This is a genomic window from Hyphomonas sp. (assembly GCF_046313735.1).
Classification (GTDB): domain Bacteria; phylum Pseudomonadota; class Alphaproteobacteria; order Caulobacterales; family Hyphomonadaceae; genus Hyphomonas.
In genome coordinates, this window is sequence record NZ_JBKBXW010000032.1 from 8,993 (window position 1) to 28,041 (window position 19,049).

A 19,049-nucleotide genomic window follows, 5' to 3' on the forward strand; every position below is an offset into this window, starting at 1 on the left:
TGCGCCTCTTTTCTTGGTCGGCCGGTCCGCGGAGCACCCGCCGCCACGGCCGCAGACACGGGTGCCGGTGCGCCGCGCACCGACAACCACGACTGTGCGTGTCATCAATGGCGCTGAAGATCTTGCCGTGACGACGCCGATTGCGCCGCCGGCGCCGGCAGCTGTCCAGACGTCTGAACTTGCCGGGGGAGAAAACTGATGCACAAACTCGTCCAGATCCTGATGATCTCGGTCCTGATTGGCGTTGCAGCGCCCGCTGCGCAGGCCTGGAGTGTGCGGACCGCGCCGCAGGGCGCCGAACGTGTGGAACTGCGCCGCGGCAAGTCCGCCGTGATCGAGGCAGACCGCGCCTTCGCAACGATTGTCGTGGCCGATCCACAGATTGCCGAGGCGATGGCGACGTCCAACCGGTCCTTCTTCCTGCGCGGCAAGAATCCGGGCTCGACGATGGTGCTGGTCTATGATGCGGCCGGCGCGATCACCGACCTGATCGAAGTGGATGTGCGCCTTGGCCTCGAAGATCTGCGCGCAGATCTCGGGCGGCTCTTGCCTGGAGAATCCATTGACGTCTGGCCCGTGCATGATGGGGTATTCCTCGATGGAAGGGTGACGACGGCGGCGGCGGCGGAGATGGCGCTGCAGCTTGCGGAGCGGCATGTCCCGGGCGGCGTCGCCAATGGGCTGACGGTGGGCCAGAGCCAGCAGGTGCTGCTTGAAGTCCGCTTCCTCGAAGCCTCGCGCAGCGCAGTCCGCGAGGCTGGCTTCGGCAATTCGATCACCGGCAATAATGCTGCGATGCTGAGCGAGGGCAGCACCATCTCGGGCCTCGCGGAGAAGACGCTGGCGATCTTCACGAATATCGGCAACGAGAACATCGATGTAACGCTGCGCCTGCTGGAACAGAAGGGAGTCATCCGTACACTGGCGGAACCGAACCTGGTGGCGCTGTCTGGCGACACGGCAAGTTTCCTGGCTGGCGGCGAGTTCCCGATCCCGGTCGGGCAGCGCGACGGCGAGATCACCATCGAGTTCAAGAAATTCGGGGTCAGCCTCGAGTTTACCCCCACCGTTCTGGGCGACGGCCTCGTGAACCTCCGTGTGCGGCCGGAAGTTTCAGCGATTGACCGGGCGAATGGTATTCGCGCCGCCTCGATCGAAATTCCCGGCATCTCCGTACGCCGGGCGGATACCACGGTTGAATTGCATGACGGGCAGGCCTTTGCCGTTGCGGGCCTTCTTCAGAACAGCAGCGCGAATGATGTGCGCCAGACGCCCTGGCTCGGCAATGTGCCGGTGCTTGGGTCGCTCTTCTCCTCGCGCCGCTACCAGCAGAATGAAACCGAGCTTGTGATCATTGTCACGCCGCGCCTTGTCCAGCCGGCCTCGCACCCCGCAATGCTGGCTTCGCCCATTGATGCGGTTCCGGTGCCTTCCGAGTCGGAGCTGTTCCTGTTTGGCCTGACCTCCGCAAAAACGCCGTGAACTGAGAAAGTCATCCCATGAAAGATGTATCCACACAGCTCCGCCTCCTCGTGCTCGCAAGCCTTGCCGGGCTGCTCGCGGGATGTGCAAGCATTGATGCACAGGACCAGTTCGTTCTTGGCGCGGCGACACGGCAGAATATCGCCGAACAGTCCGTGCGCGACGTAAACCTGCCGAACTCGAAACAGGTAGAGGGAAGCTCCGGCGTGCAGGCGGCGAAAGCCGTGCGGGCGCTGAATGAAGGCCGCGCGGTGCGCTCTGCTGAAGCTCAGACGGCAAATGGAGGGACGCCATGAGCGCGCAGCCGCTCCGGGCAGAAGCTGCGCCCTCCACTGCCGGAATTCAGCAGATCGAGGCGCTGGCTGCGCTTGCGAGTGCAGAGACGTTGCAGCGCCTTGCGCCGGTCAGCGGCCGGCTTTCAGACCTGTCCGCCTTGCAGCCCCCTGAGATCGTGCTTCAATATGGCGGCGGCGTGGTTCTGATCGAGCAGGGGCAGCCGGGATGGGACCATTTGTTGCTACTCCTCGCCGTGGAGCGACCGTCCAGCCAGGTTGTGGTCCTCTCTGATCAGCTGCCCGCTCACATGGTCCGGGCGCTGATGAAGATTGATGCCAGCGATATCCTTCCTGTTTCTGCCAGCGCCGGAGAGGTCGCGGCGGTCTTCCAGCGACTTGCGGAAGCAAGCCCTCCGATAGCGGATGAGCGGACGGGTTCCATCTGCTGGGCTTTCAGGGGCGCGGTTGGCGGGGCGGGGGTGTCGACCATAGCGATCGAGAGCGCCTTTGCGCTGGCGCGGGCGCTCGGGCCCGGCAAGGTCTGCCTCGTTGACCTGAACCTTGCAGACGGGATGACAGCGTCTTTTCTGGAAGCGATACCGAAGCTTGACCTCAAGGCCTTGTCGGCTGCGCCGGAAAGGCTCGATGCGCGTCTGCTAGCGGCCTGGTGCTGGCAGCATGAGGATGGTGTCTCGATCATTGCCTCTCCACGCAATCCGGATGCGGACGCAATTGCCACGGAAGCGGCGATCCTGCACCTTCTGGAAGTCACCTGCGGGGCATTCGAGGTCGTGCTGGTGGATATGCCCCGGCATATGATGCCGTGGACGAAGGCTGTGCTGTCTGCGGTAGACCAGGCGATCATCGTCAGTGAACTGACTGTGCCGAGCCTTCACGCTGCCGCGGATATGTGCCGGGATGTGGATGCGCTGCGCCGCAACGGAACGCCTGCCCGGCTGGTGCTGAACCGCATGTTCCCGAAGAAGAAGTTCCGCGCCGGCTTCGCGGTCGACAAAGCAGAAGTCGCAATCGACCGGAAGATCGACGTGACTGTGACATCCGATTGGGATGCGGCGCGCACGGCCGTCAATCTCGGAAAGCCGATTGCGGATGTGAAGCCGAAGAGCCCGCTCGTTTCCGATATTGACAGGCTGGTGCTGAAGTTTGCGCCGGAGACCCTCCTGAGCCGTCAGGGTAAGGATCAGGCGCGCAGGAGGGCGGCGCGGTGAGCCGGTTCAGCTTTTCAGGCGCGGCCCCCAAGACACCGGCGGCTTCCCCGGCAATCGCCGTGCAACCGGCGAAGCCTGCTTCGGTCCGCGCCGCGCCAGAGGCGGAAGGCTTCGACCTGCTGGATGCAAAACTGCGCATTCATGCCAAGCTGATTGATGAGCTGGACCTCTCGGCGCTTGACAAGATGGATGATGAAACGATGCGGCGCCGCGTGCGCGGCATCATTTCGGAGATCATCCGCAAGGAGGAGATGGCCCTGTCGGCAGCCGAGGAAGCCTCGTTTGCCGATGCCGTGATGGATGAGATGACGGGCCTCGGCCCTATCGAACCTCTGCTCAAGGACGATTCCATCGCCGACATCCTGATCAATGGCTGTAACCAGGTGTATGTCGAGCGGCGGGGAAAGCTGCAGCTTGCGCCGGTTCGGTTTGCGGACAATGATCATCTGCTGCGGATCGTCCAGCGCATTGTCGCGGCCGTCGGCCGCCGGGTGGATGAGAGCCAGCCGCTGGTCGATGCGCGGCTTCTCGATGGCAGCCGGGTCAATGCGGCGGTGGCGCCGATTGCGATTGACGGGCCGCTGGTGTCGATCCGGAAGTTTTCGAAATCGCCGTTGACGATGGGCAAGCTGGTGGAGTTTGGCGCTATCCCGAAGCCGGTGGCAGATTTCATTCTTGGCGCTGTCAAATGCCGGGCCTCGACCGTCATTTCCGGCGGCACAGGCTCCGGCAAGACGACGCTGCTCAATGCCCTGTCAGCGGCCATCAGCCCGGACGAACGCCTGATCACCATTGAGGATGCCGCCGAGCTTCAGCTGCAACAACCCCATGTCGCCCGGATGGAAACGCGCCCGCCGAACATCGAGGGCAAGGGCGAGATCCGCCAGCGGGAGCTGGTGAAGAACGCCCTCCGTATGCGGCCGGACCGCGTGATCCTGGGCGAAGTGCGCTCGGAAGAAGCCTTTGACATGCTGCAGGCCATGAATACCGGCCATGAAGGTTCGATGGCGACCATCCACGCGAACAATCCGCGCGATGCCCTGACACGGCTTGAGCAGATGGTGATGATGGGCGGCATGAAAATCTCTGAAGAGGCGATCCGTGGGCAGATTGCTTCGGCGGTGAACTTCATCGTTCAGGCAACGCGCCTGTCCGATGGTTCGAGGAAGGTTGTCTCGATCGCGGAGATCACCGGAATGGAGGGATCCGTCGTGCAGCTTCAGGAAATCTTCCGGTTTGAGCGCACCGGTACTTCGCCGGAAGGCAAGGTGCAGGGACATTTTGCAGCCACCGGCCTCAGGCCGAAATTCCTGGACGAGATGGAACGCAAGGGCGTGTTCATGCCGGCGGGCCTGTTCGACCCGTCCAGCCGGTTCTGACAAGGGAGGCCGGCCGTGCCCGGATGGCTTGATCTTGCGGGATTTGACCAGCGCCTGATCGTCCCGGCGGTCATGGCGCTCGGGGCGGTCGTGCTCGCCGTCCAGTCCGTCCTCGGCCTCATCACGCAGGTGCGTACACAGAGGATCGTGAACCGGCGGCTGCAGTTCAAGGAGCGTTTCGAGAGCCATTCGGAGGCCATGATCGAGCTGCGCAAGAGCCGTGGGCTCGACCTGCAGGGCAATCTTGCGATGTCGCTGAAATGGCTGAACCAGCTGATCGTCCGCTCCGGCCTGAAGTATCAGCCGGTGCGCTGGGCGCTGATGGCGGCTGTCGGGGCGGCGGCGGCGTCTGGTGCGGCCTATGTGTATCTTGGCGGATGGATTGCCGCTGTCATCGCGTTCCCGCTCGTGCTGGTCGCTGGGCCGTTGCTGGTGCTCCGGCATTTTGCGGCCGCCCGGGCGAAGAAGCTCGCCGGCCAGTTGCCGGATGCGCTGCAGATCGTCTGCCGCAGCCTTGAGGCGGGCCATCCGGTGGCAACCGCCGTGGGCCTTGTGGCGCGGGAAATGCCCGACCCCATCGGCACGGAATTCGGCATGGCAGCGGACGAGGTATCCTATGGCATGTCGCTGACGAACGCCGTGCAGCGGATGGCCGAACGGGCCGGCGACCCGGATGTGGAGCTCTTCGCCGCGACAGTGCGCCTGCAGGAGAAGACCGGCGGCAACCTGACTGAATTGCTGAAGGCGAACACGACCACCATTCGCGAGCGCCAGACGATGCGCCTCAAAGTGCGCGCGGCCTCCGCCGAAGGGCGCGCCTCCGCGATGATCCTCACGGCGGCGCCCTTTGTGGTCATGGCAGGCATCCACCTGATGCGGCCGGAATTCTATGGCCGCGTCTGGCATGATCCGCTGATCAAGTATGGCTTCTCGGGCCTCTTTGTCTGGTTGCTGATCGGCAATTTCGTGATGAACCGCATGATCAATTTCCGGATGTGAGGCGCCCGTCATGAGCGATCTGCTGGCCCATCCATTCTTCCCCTTCGCGCTCGGCGCGCTGGCCCTGCTACTGGCCGTTCCGGGAATTGTGGCCTTTGTGCGCGGCCAGCAGGATGCGGGCGATCTCGAACGCCGGCTGGCGCGGCGAGGGGGCGCGGCGGAACCTTCTTCGAAGCGGCAGGAGAGCCGGATTGGCCGCGCCATGATGGGCTTTGCCGATCAGGCCGTCCCGGCGCATGAGGCGGAGGTGAGCGCCGTGCGCGCGAAGCTCGCCCATGCCGGCTTTACCGGGCAAAGCGCGGTCTCGCGCTATTTCGCGGCGCGGTTCATCTGTGTCGTGCTGCCCCAGATCGGCCTGTTCTTCGCGCTGCCCTATCTCGATGGCCTGCCGCAATACGGGCCGCTGGTGATCTCGGTCATCCTGGTGCTCGCGGGGCTCGCCGCGCCGGGCAAGTTCCTCGACCACCGTATTTCCGAGCGCCGGATTGCGGGCTCGGCCGGGTTTCCGGACATGATGGACCTGCTGGTGGCCTGTGTGGAGGCGGGGCTCAGCCTTGACGCTGCCGTTCAGCGTGTCGGTGAGGAATTGGAGCTGCGCCATCCCGTGATCGCGGGCCATCTGCGCACGCTGTCGCTGGAGCTCAGGGCGGGCAAGACACGGAAGATGGCCTGGCGCGCCTTTGCCGAGAGAATGGGCATCGAGGAGGCAGGGTCCCTCTCCACCATGCTGCGGCAGGCCGAAGAAATGGGGACAAGCCTTGGCCAGACGCTGCGTGTGTTCTCTGCAGATATGCGCCAGAGGCGGATCCTGCGGGCCGAGGAAAAAGCCATGGCGCTGCCGGCGCAGATGACGCTGCCCTTGATTCTGTTCGTGTTTCCGGTGCTGCTGGGGGTGTTGATCCTGCCAGCTGTGGTAATGCTCGGCGAGGTGATGGGCTAGGCCATCAGGCGGCGAAGAATCTCCCCTTGCGCGTAATTTTCACTCTTTCCAGGGGAATTTGCTAATGATCCTGACTCTTGCAGCCTGCTGAAATCCTGCTAGGCGGCAAGGGCGGTCATTGCTAGGAAAGCGCCATGGCGACCTATCTTGAATTCGAAAAACCGATTGCCGAGCTCGACGCGAAGATTGCGGAGCTGGAGGCTCTTGCCGCCCGCAAGGATGGTCCGGCGATCAGCGACGAACTGGCCAAGCTGAAGACCAAATCGGTCCGCCAGCTGAAACAGATTTACTCCGAACTCAACGCCTGGCGCATCACGCAGGTCGCGCGCCATCCGGACCGGCCGCATCTTTCCGATTTCATCGCGACGATCTTCGAGGATTTCGAGGAACTCGCCGGCGACCGGGTGTTCGGCAATGACGAGGCCATTATCGGCGGCATGGCCCGTTTCAAGGGCCGGTCGGTGGTGATCATGGGCCATGAGAAAGGCCGGACGACCGAGAAACGCCTGAAGCATAATTTCGGCATGGCCCACCCTGAAGGCTACCGGAAGGCTGTGCGCCTGATGGACCTCGCCGAGAAATTCAACATGCCGGTCATCAGCTTTCCGGACACTGCCGGCGCCTATCCCGGCAAGGGCGGGGAGGAGCGCGGGCAGGCCGAGGCCATCGCCCGGGGCACCCAGCGCGGGCTTTCGCTGGGTGTGCCGTTCGTGACGCTGATCATCGGTGAGGGCATGTCCGGCGGCGCCATCGGCATTGCGGCGGCCAACAAGGTGCTGATGATGGAATATGCCATCTATTCGGTGATCTCGCCGGAGGGGTGCGCCTCGATCCTCTACCGCGATGCGACCAAGGCCAAGGATGCCGCTGAGGCAATGGGAATCACCGCGCCGGACCTGATGCGCCACAAGATCGTAGACGGCATCGTCAAGGAGCCTGTCGGCGGCGCGCACCGCGATCCGCAACGCGCGATGGCCTCGGCTGCAAAGGCGCTCGATGCAGCCCTGCGCGAACTGGAAGGCATGAGCCCCGCCGAACTGCGCGCCCAGCGCCGCGACCGGTTCTATGCAATTGGCCGTGAGGGCGTCTGAGCTGAGCCCGAGAGGCCGCTGATGGCCGAGAAGGACTGGATTCGCCGCTATTTCGCGCCGCTGGTGAGGAGTGCCGGTGCGGCCGGGCTGACGGACGACACAGCAGAGCTGAGCCCCGCCAATGGACCTGTGGTCATCACGACCGACGCCATGGTGGAGGGTGTCCACTTCTTTCCTGACGATCCCGTCGAGACCATCGCCCGCAAGCTCGTGCGGGTGAATGTGTCCGATATTCTGGCTTCCGGCGCTGAGCCGCGCGAGGCGCTGCTGACCCTTGGCTGGCCGGCTGAAGGACGCAGCGAAGCGGAACTCGCCGCCTTTGCCGCTGCGCTGGGGGATGAATTGAGCCAGTGGGGCGCCGACCTGATCGGGGGGGATACGGTCGTGTCGCCGTCAGGACTGTTCCTGTCCCTGACCTTGACCGGCGCCTGCCTTGGGCCGGCACCGATTTGCCGGGGTGGGGCGTCTGCCGGCGATGATGTGTGGGTGACCGGCGAGATCGGCGCGGCCCGGCGCGGCTACCTGTGGAAAACGACCGGGCAGGGCGAAGCAGGCTGGCTGGCGGCCCTGCGCCTCCCATCCCTGCCACCCCTATCCGCAGCGGCCCTGCTCGCGCGTGAGGCGAGCGCCGCGATGGACATTTCCGATGGCCTGCTGGGCGACCTTGCCGCGCTCGCCGCCGCCTCGGGCCTTGCCGCCATGATTGAGCTGAGCGCCGTGCCCTTCGCCGGCGGGGCCGAAAGCCTTGATCAGGCGGTGGATCTCGCGAGCTGGGGGGATGATTACCAGCTGCTGTTCACGGCGCCGCCGGCAGCCCGCCTCGCGATTGAGGCGTCTGGTATCCCGGCGAGCCGGATCGGGTCTCTGGTCAAGGGGCAGGGTCTTGCGGCCCGCTGGCAGGACGCCCCCGTTAACCTGCCGGAAACACTCGCCTTTGAGCATGGGCGTCACGCCTGACAGCCGGGTCGCCTCTCGCACGAGGCATCTTGCGCGTTCGCGGTGCGGCTGGCAGGCAAGTGGAGTCAAAACAGAAAAGACCGGACCGGCCTGTGCCGGATCCGCGCTCAAAAAGGGGCTCAAGGAGGAAATTCTATGACGTGGTTCTATCTCGCACTCGGTGCGGGTGTCCTGTCTGTGGTCTATGGCTGGGTCCAGATCCAGTCGATCATGAAGGCACCGGCCGGCAATGCCCGGATGCTCGAAATCGCCCAGGCAATCCAGGAAGGCGCAAACGCCTATCTCAACCGCCAGTATCGCACGATCGGCATTGTCGGTGTCGTCGTTGCGGTCGTGCTTGTCTTCGCGCTGACCTGGAAAGCAGCGCTTGGCTTTGTCATCGGCGCGGTGCTCTCCGGCGCGGCCGGCTTTATCGGGATGCTCGTATCCGTGCGCGCCAACGTCCGCACGACCGAGGCCTCCCGCAAGGGCCTCAATGAGGGCCTGCAGCTGGCGTTCAAATCCGGCGCGGTGACAGGGATGCTTGTGGTCGGCCTCGCGCTGCTGGGCATCGTCGGCTATTACGGACTGCTGACCGGCCCGCTGGGGCTCAGCCTCGAGAATGACGCAGACAAGCGCCAGATCATCGACGCGCTCGTCGCGCTCGGCTTCGGCGCCTCGCTCATCTCGATCTTTGCGCGCCTCGGCGGCGGCATCTTCACCAAGGGCGCAGATGTCGGCGGCGATATGGTCGGCAAGGTCGAAGCCGGTATCCCGGAGGATGACCCGCGCAACCCCGCCACCATTGCCGATAACGTCGGCGACAATGTCGGCGACTGCGCGGGCATGGCGGCTGACCTGTTCGAGACCTATGCCGTGACCCTTGTTGCGACGATGGTGCTCGGTGGTATCTACTTCGCCTCGGCGCCGTATCTTGCTGAAATCATGATCCTGCCGCTCGCGATTGGCGCGGTCTGTATCGTCACCTCGATCATCGGCACTTTCTTTGCCACCCTTTCCAAAGGCTCCACCGATGTCATGGGCGCGCTCTACAAGGCGCTCAACGTCACCGGTGTCCTGTCCATCGGCGGCCTGGCGCTGGCGATCCACACGGTGCTTCCCGGCGGCATGAATGGGACGATGGAAGGCGCAGGCCAGGCACTTGGCCTTCGCGATGCGGTCACCGGCGACTGGGCCGACATTACCGGCTGGAAGCTCTTCTTCTGCGGTGTGGCCGGCCTGTTCGTGACGCTGCTGATCGTCGTGATCACGGCCTACTATACCGAGACCAAGTACCGCCCGGTGCGCTCGGTCGCGAAAGCGTCTGAGTCGGGCCATGGCACGAACGTCATCCAGGGCCTTGCCGTCTCGCTCGAGGCGACCGCCCTGCCGGCGCTGACGATCATCGGCGGCATCCTGCTGACCTACAATCTCGCCGGCCTCTATGGCATCGCGATTGCCACGACGACGATGCTGGCGCTGGCCGGTATCATCGTGGCGCTCGATGCCTTCGGCCCGGTGACCGACAATGCCGGCGGGATTGCCGAAATGTCGGAACTGCCCTCGGAAGTCCGCGCGACGACCGATGCCCTGGATGCGGTTGGCAACACCACCAAGGCGGTCACCAAGGGCTATGCGATCGGCTCGGCCGGTCTCGGCGCGCTCGTGCTGTTTGCGGCGTATGCGGAGGATCTCAAATACTTCGCGGCCACCGCGCAGCCGGGAACCTTCTTCTACGGCCTTTCGGCAAACTTCGAAATCTCGAACCCGTATGTCGTGGTGGGCTTGCTGTTCGGCGGCCTTCTGCCCTTCCTTTTCGGCGGCATGTCGATGATGGCGGTGGGACGCGCGGCGCAGTCAGTGGTCGAGGAAGTGCGCAGCCAGTTCCGCGAGAAGCCCGGCATCATGCAGGGTACCGAGAAGCCGGATTATGGCCGCACGGTGGATATTCTCACGCAGGCGGCGATCAAGGAAATGATCGTGCCGTCGCTGCTTCCGGTGCTGTCACCCATCGTGCTGTTCGGCGCGATCTGGGTGATCGGCGGGCCGGCTGAGGCGCTCTCGGCGGTCGGCGCGATGCTGCTCGGCGTGATCGTCACGGGCCTGTTCGTTGCCATCTCGATGACGTCGGGGGGCGGCGCCTGGGACAATGCCAAGAAGTATATCGAAGACGGCCATCATGGCGGCAAGGGCTCTGAAGCTCACAAGGCCGCTGTGACCGGCGACACGGTCGGCGATCCCTACAAGGACACCGCCGGCCCGGCCGTGAACCCGATGATCAAGATCACGAACATCGTGGCCCTCCTGATGCTCGCGGTCCTTGCCGGACACTGAGCGTCCGGAGACGGGCAAAACAGAAAACCCCGGAGGCAACTCCGGGGTTTTTTGTTGGACCGGAGAGACGTGAAGTACGGCTCCTTCGTCACGCGCGATGGCCTACGGCCATCAGAGCGCCCAATTCCCGGCGTTGGCGCTGGTATATGAGGTGAGGGTAGGCGATGGGCACTCAGCCGGGCTCAAGCCCGTCGAGTGTGACGCATGACTGGAAACGGCGAGAGGACGAGACGTCCCGATGCCCGCCTCAGCGGCGGCCGGTCGGGTTGTCCGGGGTGCGCTCATCCGTGTTGGGCAGGCGCATGGCGCCAACCGTGCCGAAGATCTGCTCCCAGAAGCCGAGTTCGCGGCCGCGAGTCGGGGTCTCGCGCGAGGCGAAGCTGACGATCTGGCCATCTGCCGCTGTGTATTCGACGACCTCATCGACGACATCATCGTCGCCGAAACGGATGCCGACAATGCGGCGTTCCACGACCTTCGGCCTGTAGAAGGCAAACCGCTCCTGGATGTCGGAGAAGTAGAACCAGACATTGGTGTCGAACAGGCCCTCGGTCGAGGGCGAGCCGAGCTGGGCGAGGACCGTCGAGCGGGTATCCTCCCCGGGCTTGATTTCATTGGGCTGCACCTCATCGGCAATATAGCCGTGGAAATCCCGCGACGGCGTAATGCAGCCCGTCAGGGGCAGGACAGCGATGAGGCCAGCGGCGATCAGGGCGAGGCGCGGCATCAGGGACTCCTCTAAGTCTTTGACCGAAGACCTAGCGACAGCTAACCCGGCTTGGCAAGCATGGGAGCACAGGCCGGATGGTATTTTCGGGGCTCGGATTCCGGCGGAGGGCCGCCGTTTCGGCTGCAGCGGCCGAAGCCGCCGCACGGGCATTCCGCCAGGCGCGCGAGCCGGACTGGTATCTGAAGCACGCCGTCCCCGACACATTCGAGGGCCGGGCGAGGCTGGTGACCCTGTTTTCGGCCCTCGCGATCGCCCGCCTCGCCCGCATTGGCGGCCGGGACGCCGCAGAGCTGTCCAGCCGCCTGAACCAGCGCATCCTCGACGGATTTGACGCCGCCTTCCGGGAAAAAGGCGTCGGCGATGCCTCGATTGCCCGCAAGGTGCGCAAGCTCGCCGAGGGCCATTCCGGGATCGGCCGGGCGGTGGTGGCGGCGCTGGCTGAGGCAGATGGGCCGGATTCCGGCGCGCTCGCCGCGATTGTGCACCGGAATGGCCTGTGTGTGCCGGGGCATGAGGCGGGTCTGTCTGATGCGCTGGCCGGCGTTTTCGCCGCCCTGCTGGCCCAGCCGGACAGCGAGGTCCTGGCCGGCCAGTTCGCCTTCGGCGGGACTGGCGGGTGATGCAGGCACCCGCAGCGCGAGCGCTATTAGCGCATCTCGCCCGTTGCGTTGCCCGGCGGCGCTGCTTAAACGTCGCAGCTATACCCGGTTGTCCGCAGGAGCGGCGAATTTCCCCATGCAGTCCACAGTAACGCTTTCGATCGATGCCATGGGCGGCGACAACGCGCCCGGTATTGTCATGGAGGGTGTCGCGGACTTCCTGAGTGGGCGTCCCGGCGCGCGGGCCCTGCTGCACGGGGACGAAGCGCTCCTGAAGCCGCTGCTGGCCGCAAATGCGGTGCTGAGCGCGCGGGCCGAGATCCGGCATACAGACATCAAGATCACCAGCGACATGAAGCCCAGCCAGGCGCTGCGCCGGGGCAAGGGCAGCTCGATGTGGAATGCGGTGCAGGCCGTGCAGGAAGGCGCGGCAGATGCCTCGGTTTCAGCCGGCAATACCGGCGCGCTGATGGCGATTTCGATGCTGGTCCTGCGCAAGATGGACGGCGTCCACCGCCCCGCGATGACCGCCCTCTGGCCGACGCTGAAGGGCCGCACGGTGGTCCTCGATGTGGGCGCGAATGTCGAGGCGGACGCTGAACAGCTCGTCTCCTTCGCGATCATGGGCGAGGCGTTTGCCCGCGCGACGCTGGGGATCGAGCGGCCATCCGTGGCGCTTTTGAACATCGGCTCCGAGGAAATGAAGGGCCATGAGGAAGTGCGTGAGGCGCATGAACTCCTGCGCAACTCACCGCTGAAGATGGACTATCGCGGCTTTGTAGAGGGCGATGACATTTCCGCCGGCGCCGTCGATGTGGTCGTCACGGACGGGTTCACAGGCAATGTCGCCCTGAAGGCCGGTGAAGGCGTTGCGCGAATGCTGGCCACCCGGATGCGCGAGGCGTTCACGGAAAGCCTCGCCTCCAAGGCAGGCGCGGCGCTGGCCATGAACGGGCTGAAGCGGCTGAAATCCATGATGGACCCCAGCAATGTGAATGGCGGCGTCCTCGTTGGCCTCGGCGGGGTGTCCGTCAAGAGCCATGGCAGCGCCGATGCGCGCGGCTTTGCCCGCGCCTGTGAACTCGCCGCCGACCTGGCGCTCAGCAATTTTCGCGGTGAGATCGCGGCCAACCTGGCCCGCGTTGGCGCCGGCGACCTCGCCGCAGAATAGACCTGCCCGGCAAGAACGAGGAAAATCCCATGGCACGGCGCACTTTCATCCGCGGCACGGGCAGCTATCTGCCGGAACGCGTGCTGACCAATGCCGACCTCGCCCGCATGGTCGAGACCTCCGATGAATGGATCCAGGAGCGCACCGGCATCCGCAAGCGCCATGTCGCCGCCGATGGCGAGATGACATCGGACATCGCGTCGAAAGCCGCCGCGCGCGCGCTGGAAGCTGCGGGCATGGCCGCCTCTGACATCGACCTGATCGTGCTGGCGACGACCACGCCTGACCAGACCTTTCCGGCGACGGCAACGGCTGTGCAGGCGAAGCTTGGCACCGGCCCCGGCGCGGCGTTTGACGTGCAGGCGGTCTGCTCGGGCTTCCTGTTTGCGCTGGCGACCGCTGATTCGCTGATGAAACAGGGCCTGTTCAGCCGCGCGCTGGTCATCGGCGCAGAGACTTTCACCCGCATCATCGACTGGTCGGACCGGGGCACCTGCGTGCTGTTCGGCGATGGCGGCGGCGCCGTCGTGCTGGAATCGGTCGAGTGGGACGGACCGGAAGATGCCGGCATCATCACCCATCATGTGCGCACCGACGGCACCAAGTCCGACCTGCTCTATGTTGACGGGGGCGTCAGTTCGACTGGAACGGTTGGCCATGTGCGCATGGAAGGCAACAAGGTCTTCCGCCACGCAGTCACCAACATTTCCGCCGCTGTGGAGGCGGTGCTGCAGGAAACAGGGCTGACATCTGCGGATATCGACTGGTTCGTGCCCCATCAGGCCAACAAGCGGATCCTGGACGGGGTCGCCAAGAAACTCGATATTCCGGAGGAGAAGGTCATCGTCACGGTGACCGAACATGCCAACACATCTGCGGCGTCGATTCCCCTCGCCCTGGACCATGCGGTGCGCACCGGAAAGGCGAAGCCCGGCGACCTGATTCTCTCCGAAGCGATGGGGGGCGGCTTCTCCTGGGGCGCCAGCCTGTTCCGGCTCTGAGCGCAAATCGCCAAAGCTGACAAAGAATTAGCTAACGCAGGCGCTAGGAATTCGTTAATACTGCACACCTAGGCTACCAACAAAGGCGGGCCCTGCACGATGAGCAATCATACTCTGACACGTGCCGAAGTGACCGACGCGATCGTTCGCGAGGTCGGTGTAACGCGGCAGGAATCAGCTGACCTTCTAGACCGGACGCTTGATCTGATCGGAGAAGCCCTCGAACAGGATCAGGAAGTGAAGCTGGCGCGGTTCGGCAATTTCGTCGTGCGCTCGAAAGCTGCCCGCGAGGGCCGCAACCCGAAAACCGGCGAAGAAGCCCCGATTGCGGCGCGCCGGGTGGTCACCTTCCGGCCATCGCCGATGCTCAAGTCGCAGGTCGGCGGCGACTGAAGCGGGATGGGGGCTGTATGACATCCGCGCGCGCCCGTATCCAGAAATCGCCAGACGCCTATCGCACGATCGGCGAAGCCTCCGCTGAACTGGGCCTGGAGCCGCATGTGCTGCGCTACTGGGAAAGCCGGTTTCCGGCGCATGTCTCCCCGGCCAAACGGCCTGGGGGGCGGCGCCTCTACACGCCCCGGGATATGGCCGCGCTGAAGGCGATCCGCCTGCTGGTGCATGAGCAGGGCATGACGCTCGCCGGCGCAAAGGCCGTTCTGGCCGGGCAGGGCGTTGACGCGGTCCTGCGGGGCGAGGCGGTGCTGGCGCCCGTGCCGCTGCCGGGTATCGGCCCCGCCCGTGCGCTGCAGGAAACCGTCGCGCGGGCCTTCGGCGCCGGCCTGCCCGAGGAGAACCGCGAACGGCTGAACGGCGCCCTGAATGGCCTCGAAGACGTCAAATACCGCCTCGACGCCCTGCGCCGCCGCCGCGCATAGGCACCGCAATAAGCCGTTGCGAGCGCGGGGGGCTTTGCCTATACAGCGCGTTCGGTCGGAGCGTGGCGCAGCCCGGTTAGCGCACTAGTCTGGGGGACTAGGGGTCGGAGGTTCGAATCCTCTCGCTCCGACCATTTCACCCCGCTGACATCGACATCACCGCCTGACGCAGTGCCCTCGCATCCCACAAGGCGTTGTGCTGGACGGCATCCTGAACATGGGTGGGGTAGGCCGAAACCTGCATCAGCTGGAGCGACAGGTCCGGAATCCGCACCATCTGTCCGGGCGCAAGGATCAGGCATTGCATCAGGTGCATCAGGTCTTCGGGCCAGTCGGCGATGATGACCGGCGCGGCATCCTCGGTCAGGAAAGACTGTATGGCCCGGCCGAAACGGGCCAGCGGCAGGAGGGCCGGGCGCGCCCCTTCGACGTTGAGGTATGGCAGAACATGGTCCTCGACCCAGGGATCGAGGACCAGTGAGTTCAGCTCAGCTTCGGGCCGGGCGAGGTAGAGTTCACCCAGTTCCCCGGCGAGGGCGAGACTGATCAGCTCGCCCCCGAAACCGTTGAACTCGCAGTCGAGCGCGTAGATCAATCGCCGGTGCCCGCGCCTGCTTCCGGGCGCGCGAGTTGGACGTCCCCCGCCTTGCCGACTGCCGCCAGCGCGAAGGCGAAGTCGATCGCCGTCTCCCGGAGGCTTTCCCAGCGCCCCGAAGCGCCGCCATGGCCGGCGTCCATGTTGATGCGCAGGAAGTAGGGGCCGCCGCCGGGGGCTTCATGGCGCAGTTTCGCGGCCCATTTTGCAGGTTCCCAATAGGTGACGCGGGGGTCCGAGACGCCGCCCGTGATCAGCATCGCAGGGTAAGGCTGGTTTGTGACCTGATCGTAGGGGCTGTAGGCGAGGATCGTGTCATAGGCCGCTTCATCCGTGAGCGGATTACCCCATTCCGGCCATTCCGGCGGAGTCAGCGGCAGGCTCTCATCCGACATCGTGTTGAGCACATCGACAAAGGGCACAGCCGCGATGATGCCGGCGAAGAGTTCCGGGTCCATATTGGCCGCAGCGCCCATCAACAGGCCGCCTGCCGAGCCGCCATGGCCGACAATGCGCCCACGCGAGGTATATCCGTTCGAGGCGAGGTAATTGCCGACAGCAATATAGTCCTCGAACGTATTGGTCTTCTTCTCGAGCTTACCATCGAGATACCACTGGTATCCCTTCGCCATGCTGCCGCGGACATGCGCAATGGCATAGATGAAGCCGCGATCGACGAGGCTGAGACGTCCGGTGCGGAAGTCTGCCGGCATGGTGATGCCATAGGAGCCATAGCCATAGAGCAGGAGTGGCGCCGAGCCATCCTTCGGCGTCGTCCGGTGACGGAGGATCGTCACGGGCACTTCCGCGCCGTCCCAGGACGGAACGAGGATACGCTCCACGACATAGTCCGCCGGATCGTGGCCCGAGGGCACTTCGCGCGTCTTGCGCAGGGTCTTCTCGCGGGTCACGAGGTCATAGTCGAACACCTGGTCGGGCGTTGCGGGCGAGGCGTAGCCGAAGCGCAGCACCGGCACATCGAATTCATAGCCGGCGTCGAGCCCGAGCGAATAGGCCGCTTCATCAAAACTGATGGCATGAGAGCTGCCATCGGCGCGGGAATGCAGCACGATGCGCGGCAGGCCGTTCTCGCGCTCCATGACGGCGAGATAGTCCTTCTGCGCATGGGTTTCGAGAAGCAGCGTACCCGGACGATGCGGGATGACAGGTTGCCATTCCTCGCGGGATGTGGCGCTGAGCGGCGCGCGCATCAGCTGGAAGTCGACCGCATCGCCATAATTGGTCAGGATGTAGAATTCGCCGTTCCAGTGGCTCACGGAGTATTCATTGTCCGTCTGGCGCGGCGCCACCATGCGCAGGGTAGGATTGAGTTCATCCGACGGGAACCAATGCACTTCCGACGTGGTGTGCCCGGCTGTATGGATCAGGATCATTTCCTCGCTCTCGGTCGTGCCGATGGTGACGAAGAAGGCGGGATCGGGCTCTTCATAGACAAGCGTGTCCTCGCCGGTTGCCAGCATCCGCTGGTAGACCGCGCTCGGCCGGCCATTTTCATCGCGGAGGACCCAGAAGATCGCCTTGCCGGTCGCGCTCCATTCCATCGGGCCATAGGCATTCTCGATGACAATGCCTGCATCCGCGCCGGTCTCGATATTCTTCACACGGATTTCATAGGATTCGCTGCCCTTGGTGTCCGTGCCATAGGCGACATATGCGTGATCCGGGGAGACTTCGATATCGCCGAAGGCGAAATAGTCCTGCCCTGCGCCGAGGGCATCGCCGTCGAGGATGATGGTCTCGGGAGCATCGGCATTGAATGCGTCAGCGGCGGCGCGGCGCGCGAAGATCGCGTATTCGCCGCCTTCGCGGTAGCGCGTATAATAGGAATACGGACCATCAATCGCCGGTACCGAGCTGTCGTCTTCCTTGATTCGTCCGCGCATCTCGGTGAAGAGTTCCTCGCGCAGCGCGGTCGTCGGCTGTTCCAACAGGGTCTTGGTGTAGGCGTTCTCGGCCAGCAGGTAATCGCGGATGTCGGCGCGCAGAAGCGACGGGTCGCGCATGACCTCCTGCCAGTTGTCATCCTTCAGCCAGTTATAGGGGTCGTTCCGTGTGCGGCCGACCTGTGTGATTTCATGATCGATGCGCGGGGCAACCGGCGGTGCGAGCGCGGCTGCGGCGGGCGCCGCTGCCAGGGAGGAAGCGGTAGGGTCTGGTGTCACGTTGAGGCATCCGGTCAGCAGGGTTGAGGCGGCGGCAAGGGCGGCCAGCCGGTTTACGAGGCGCATGGAAAACTCCGCGAAATGCGATCCCGCTTTGTGCGGAGCCACAGCCGGTTTGTCCAGTGCTGACAGGCGGAAGGGGCGGCGGGGGCATTTCCCCGCCGCCGGAATGGTCATTCGGTATGGGCTTCCGAGATGTAGAGCGTCGCGCGCGGATATTCGTCCTCGCCCACGGTGCCGACCCAGATATCATACTGGCCGGAGGCGGGCTTTTCAAACGAGATCAGGGCGTTGAGATCGTAGCTGCCATCATCGTCGCAGTGCCAGTTGCCTTCCGGATCGTTGATCAGGAGGGTGGTGTCGGCCCGGGAGTCGGTGAAGAAATACAGCGGATATTCGCCTGCGGTGTAAACCAGCCGGACATCCGGGGCATTGGCGACCCAGCCAGCGCAGTCTTCAACAGTGCTTTCCGCCTGCTCGCTGCCGCCTGCAACCAGGGTCAGCGCATAGGGATCTGGAACGAAGCCAGCCTCAAGCTCGACTTCCTGTCCCGCTTCGCCGGAGAAGTCCTGCGCCACGGCGCCCACCGCCAGCAGCGCGCACATGGCTGTGGCGCCGATAAGTTTGTTCAACATGAATATACTCCCCTCATGCCTCTGGGATAAGTGCATCCAGAGGCAGAGGCAGCTCAGAGGATGATGGCCAAGCCATACTCCATGCTACGCCTGCAGACCGGTTCTTGGCAATCAGGAACTTCCTGTACGGACGATATGGAGGCTTCACTCGGCCAGGCGGAAATCCAGCACCACGCCGTTGATGCACCAGCGCTCTCCGGTTGGTGGCGGGCCATCCTTGAAGACGTGTCCCATATGCAGGCCGCAGGTCGCGCAGTGGCATTCCGTGCGCGGATAGATCATCTTGAAGTCGGTCTTGGTCGCAACGGCATCAGGAGACACAGGCTGCCAGAAGCTCGGCCAGCCGGTTCCGGAATCGAACTTGTGATCGGAAGACCAGAGCGGGCTGCCGCAGCCTTTGCAATGATAGACTCCGGCGCGCTTCTCGTCATTGTAGTTTCCGGGCGTGAAGGCGCGCTCCGTGCCTTCTTTCACGCCGACACGAAATTCCTCTTCGGTGAGAATTTCGCGCCATTCCCGGTCGGTGCGTTCGATTCTTGCCTTTGCCATGTCACGGCTCTCCTGCTTGACGGCAGATATAGGCGCTTGCTTG

At 64.3% G+C, this 19,049-nt stretch carries 20 protein-coding genes and 1 tRNA gene; 16 read left to right on the forward strand and 5 right to left on the reverse strand.

All coding sequences use genetic code 11. The annotated features are described in order from the left end of the window. The 10 genes from ACK4SV_RS14385 to ACK4SV_RS14430 all read left to right on the forward strand — a co-directional run. Window positions 1–199 (forward strand): hypothetical protein (locus tag ACK4SV_RS14385; protein WP_409918538.1); only part of this gene is annotated, 199 nt, incomplete at its 5' end. Beyond that, window positions 199–1,482, forward strand: coding sequence for a type II and III secretion system protein family protein (locus tag ACK4SV_RS14390; RefSeq protein ID WP_409918539.1), 1,284 nt, complete (start codon window positions 199–201; stop codon window positions 1,480–1,482). The genes ACK4SV_RS14385 and ACK4SV_RS14390, both read left to right, overlap by 1 nt. A 17-nt stretch (window positions 1,483–1,499) precedes the next feature. After that, entirely contained in the window at window positions 1,500–1,778 is a 279-nt protein-coding gene (locus ACK4SV_RS14395; protein ID WP_409918540.1) for a hypothetical protein, read from the forward strand. Then, window positions 1,775–2,986 carry a CpaE family protein gene (locus ACK4SV_RS14400; protein WP_409918541.1) on the forward strand — a complete coding sequence of 404 codons (1,212 nt, stop codon included), beginning with the start codon at window positions 1,775–1,777 and terminating at the stop codon, window positions 2,984–2,986. The genes ACK4SV_RS14395 and ACK4SV_RS14400 overlap by 4 nt, the downstream gene beginning before the upstream one ends. Continuing rightward, window positions 2,983–4,365 carry a CpaF family protein gene (locus tag ACK4SV_RS14405; protein WP_409918542.1) on the forward strand — a complete coding sequence of 461 codons (1,383 nt, stop codon included), beginning with the start codon at window positions 2,983–2,985 and terminating at the stop codon, window positions 4,363–4,365. Before ACK4SV_RS14400 ends, ACK4SV_RS14405 begins: the two co-directional genes overlap by 4 nt. Before the next feature lie 15 nt (window positions 4,366–4,380). Further along, window positions 4,381–5,364 carry a type II secretion system F family protein gene (locus ACK4SV_RS14410; RefSeq protein ID WP_409918543.1) on the forward strand — a complete coding sequence of 328 codons (984 nt, stop codon included), beginning with the start codon at window positions 4,381–4,383 and terminating at the stop codon, window positions 5,362–5,364. A 10-nt stretch (window positions 5,365–5,374) separates the two neighbouring features. After that, window positions 5,375–6,304 (forward strand): type II secretion system F family protein, encoded by a 930-nt coding sequence (locus ACK4SV_RS14415; RefSeq protein WP_409918544.1) that lies wholly within the window; start codon window positions 5,375–5,377, stop codon window positions 6,302–6,304. Window positions 6,305–6,438: 134 nt separating this feature from the next. Continuing rightward, entirely contained in the window at window positions 6,439–7,395 is a 957-nt protein-coding gene (locus tag ACK4SV_RS14420; protein ID WP_409918545.1) for an acetyl-CoA carboxylase carboxyltransferase subunit alpha, read from the forward strand. 21 nt (window positions 7,396–7,416) lie between these two features. Then, window positions 7,417–8,352, forward strand: a complete 936-nt coding sequence (gene thiL, locus ACK4SV_RS14425; protein ID WP_409918546.1) for a thiamine-phosphate kinase — start codon at window positions 7,417–7,419, stop codon at window positions 8,350–8,352. 135 nt (window positions 8,353–8,487) lie between these two features. Continuing rightward, window positions 8,488–10,665 carry a sodium-translocating pyrophosphatase gene (locus ACK4SV_RS14430; protein ID WP_409918547.1) on the forward strand — a complete coding sequence of 726 codons (2,178 nt, stop codon included), beginning with the start codon at window positions 8,488–8,490 and terminating at the stop codon, window positions 10,663–10,665. 247 nt (window positions 10,666–10,912) lie between these two features. Here the strand turns inward: ACK4SV_RS14430 and ACK4SV_RS14435 are convergent, their stop codons facing one another. Then, a complete protein-coding gene (locus ACK4SV_RS14435; RefSeq protein WP_409918548.1) occupies window positions 10,913–11,392 on the reverse strand; it encodes an outer membrane protein assembly factor BamE in 480 nt (159 codons plus the stop codon). Between the two features lie 77 nt (window positions 11,393–11,469). On the opposite strand from ACK4SV_RS14435, the gene ACK4SV_RS14440 reads away from it, so the two are divergent. From ACK4SV_RS14440 to ACK4SV_RS14465, 6 genes are all read left to right on the forward strand, one after another. Beyond that, window positions 11,470–12,015, forward strand: a complete 546-nt coding sequence (locus ACK4SV_RS14440; RefSeq protein WP_409918549.1) for a ubiquinol-cytochrome C chaperone family protein — start codon at window positions 11,470–11,472, stop codon at window positions 12,013–12,015. A 115-nt stretch (window positions 12,016–12,130) separates the two neighbouring features. Then, entirely contained in the window at window positions 12,131–13,165 is a 1,035-nt protein-coding gene (gene plsX / locus ACK4SV_RS14445; RefSeq protein WP_409918550.1) for a phosphate acyltransferase PlsX, read from the forward strand. Window positions 13,166–13,194: 29 nt separating this feature from the next. Next, a complete protein-coding gene (locus ACK4SV_RS14450) occupies window positions 13,195–14,166 on the forward strand; it encodes a beta-ketoacyl-ACP synthase III (RefSeq protein WP_409918551.1) in 972 nt (323 codons plus the stop codon). A gap of 99 nt (window positions 14,167–14,265) precedes the next feature. Further along, window positions 14,266–14,559, forward strand: a complete 294-nt coding sequence (locus ACK4SV_RS14455; RefSeq protein ID WP_409918552.1) for an integration host factor subunit alpha — start codon at window positions 14,266–14,268, stop codon at window positions 14,557–14,559. 17 nt (window positions 14,560–14,576) lie between these two features. Continuing rightward, window positions 14,577–15,044 (forward strand): MerR family transcriptional regulator, encoded by a 468-nt coding sequence (locus tag ACK4SV_RS14460; RefSeq protein ID WP_409918553.1) that lies wholly within the window; start codon window positions 14,577–14,579, stop codon window positions 15,042–15,044. Between the two features lie 56 nt (window positions 15,045–15,100). After that, window positions 15,101–15,178, forward strand: a tRNA-Pro gene (locus ACK4SV_RS14465). A 2-nt stretch (window positions 15,179–15,180) separates the two neighbouring features. Here ACK4SV_RS14465 and ACK4SV_RS14470 read toward each other — a convergent pair. The 4 genes from ACK4SV_RS14470 to msrB all read right to left on the reverse strand — a co-directional run bounded on the left by ACK4SV_RS14470 (window position 15,181) and on the right by msrB (window position 19,006). Then, window positions 15,181–15,639, reverse strand: a complete 459-nt coding sequence (locus tag ACK4SV_RS14470; protein WP_409918554.1) for a hypothetical protein — start codon at window positions 15,637–15,639, stop codon at window positions 15,181–15,183. Then, window positions 15,636–17,888 (reverse strand): S9 family peptidase, encoded by a 2,253-nt coding sequence (locus ACK4SV_RS14475; RefSeq protein WP_409918555.1) that lies wholly within the window; start codon window positions 17,886–17,888, stop codon window positions 15,636–15,638. The genes ACK4SV_RS14470 and ACK4SV_RS14475 overlap by 4 nt, the downstream gene beginning before the upstream one ends. Window positions 17,889–17,995: 107 nt before the next feature. Further along, a complete protein-coding gene (locus tag ACK4SV_RS14480) occupies window positions 17,996–18,457 on the reverse strand; it encodes a peptidase S1 (protein ID WP_409918556.1) in 462 nt (153 codons plus the stop codon). Between the two features lie 144 nt (window positions 18,458–18,601). Continuing rightward, window positions 18,602–19,006: a peptide-methionine (R)-S-oxide reductase MsrB gene (gene msrB, locus ACK4SV_RS14485; protein ID WP_409918557.1), complete on the reverse strand. Its 405-nt coding sequence runs from the start codon at window positions 19,004–19,006 to the stop codon at window positions 18,602–18,604. Window positions 19,007–19,049: the final 43 nt, after the last annotated feature.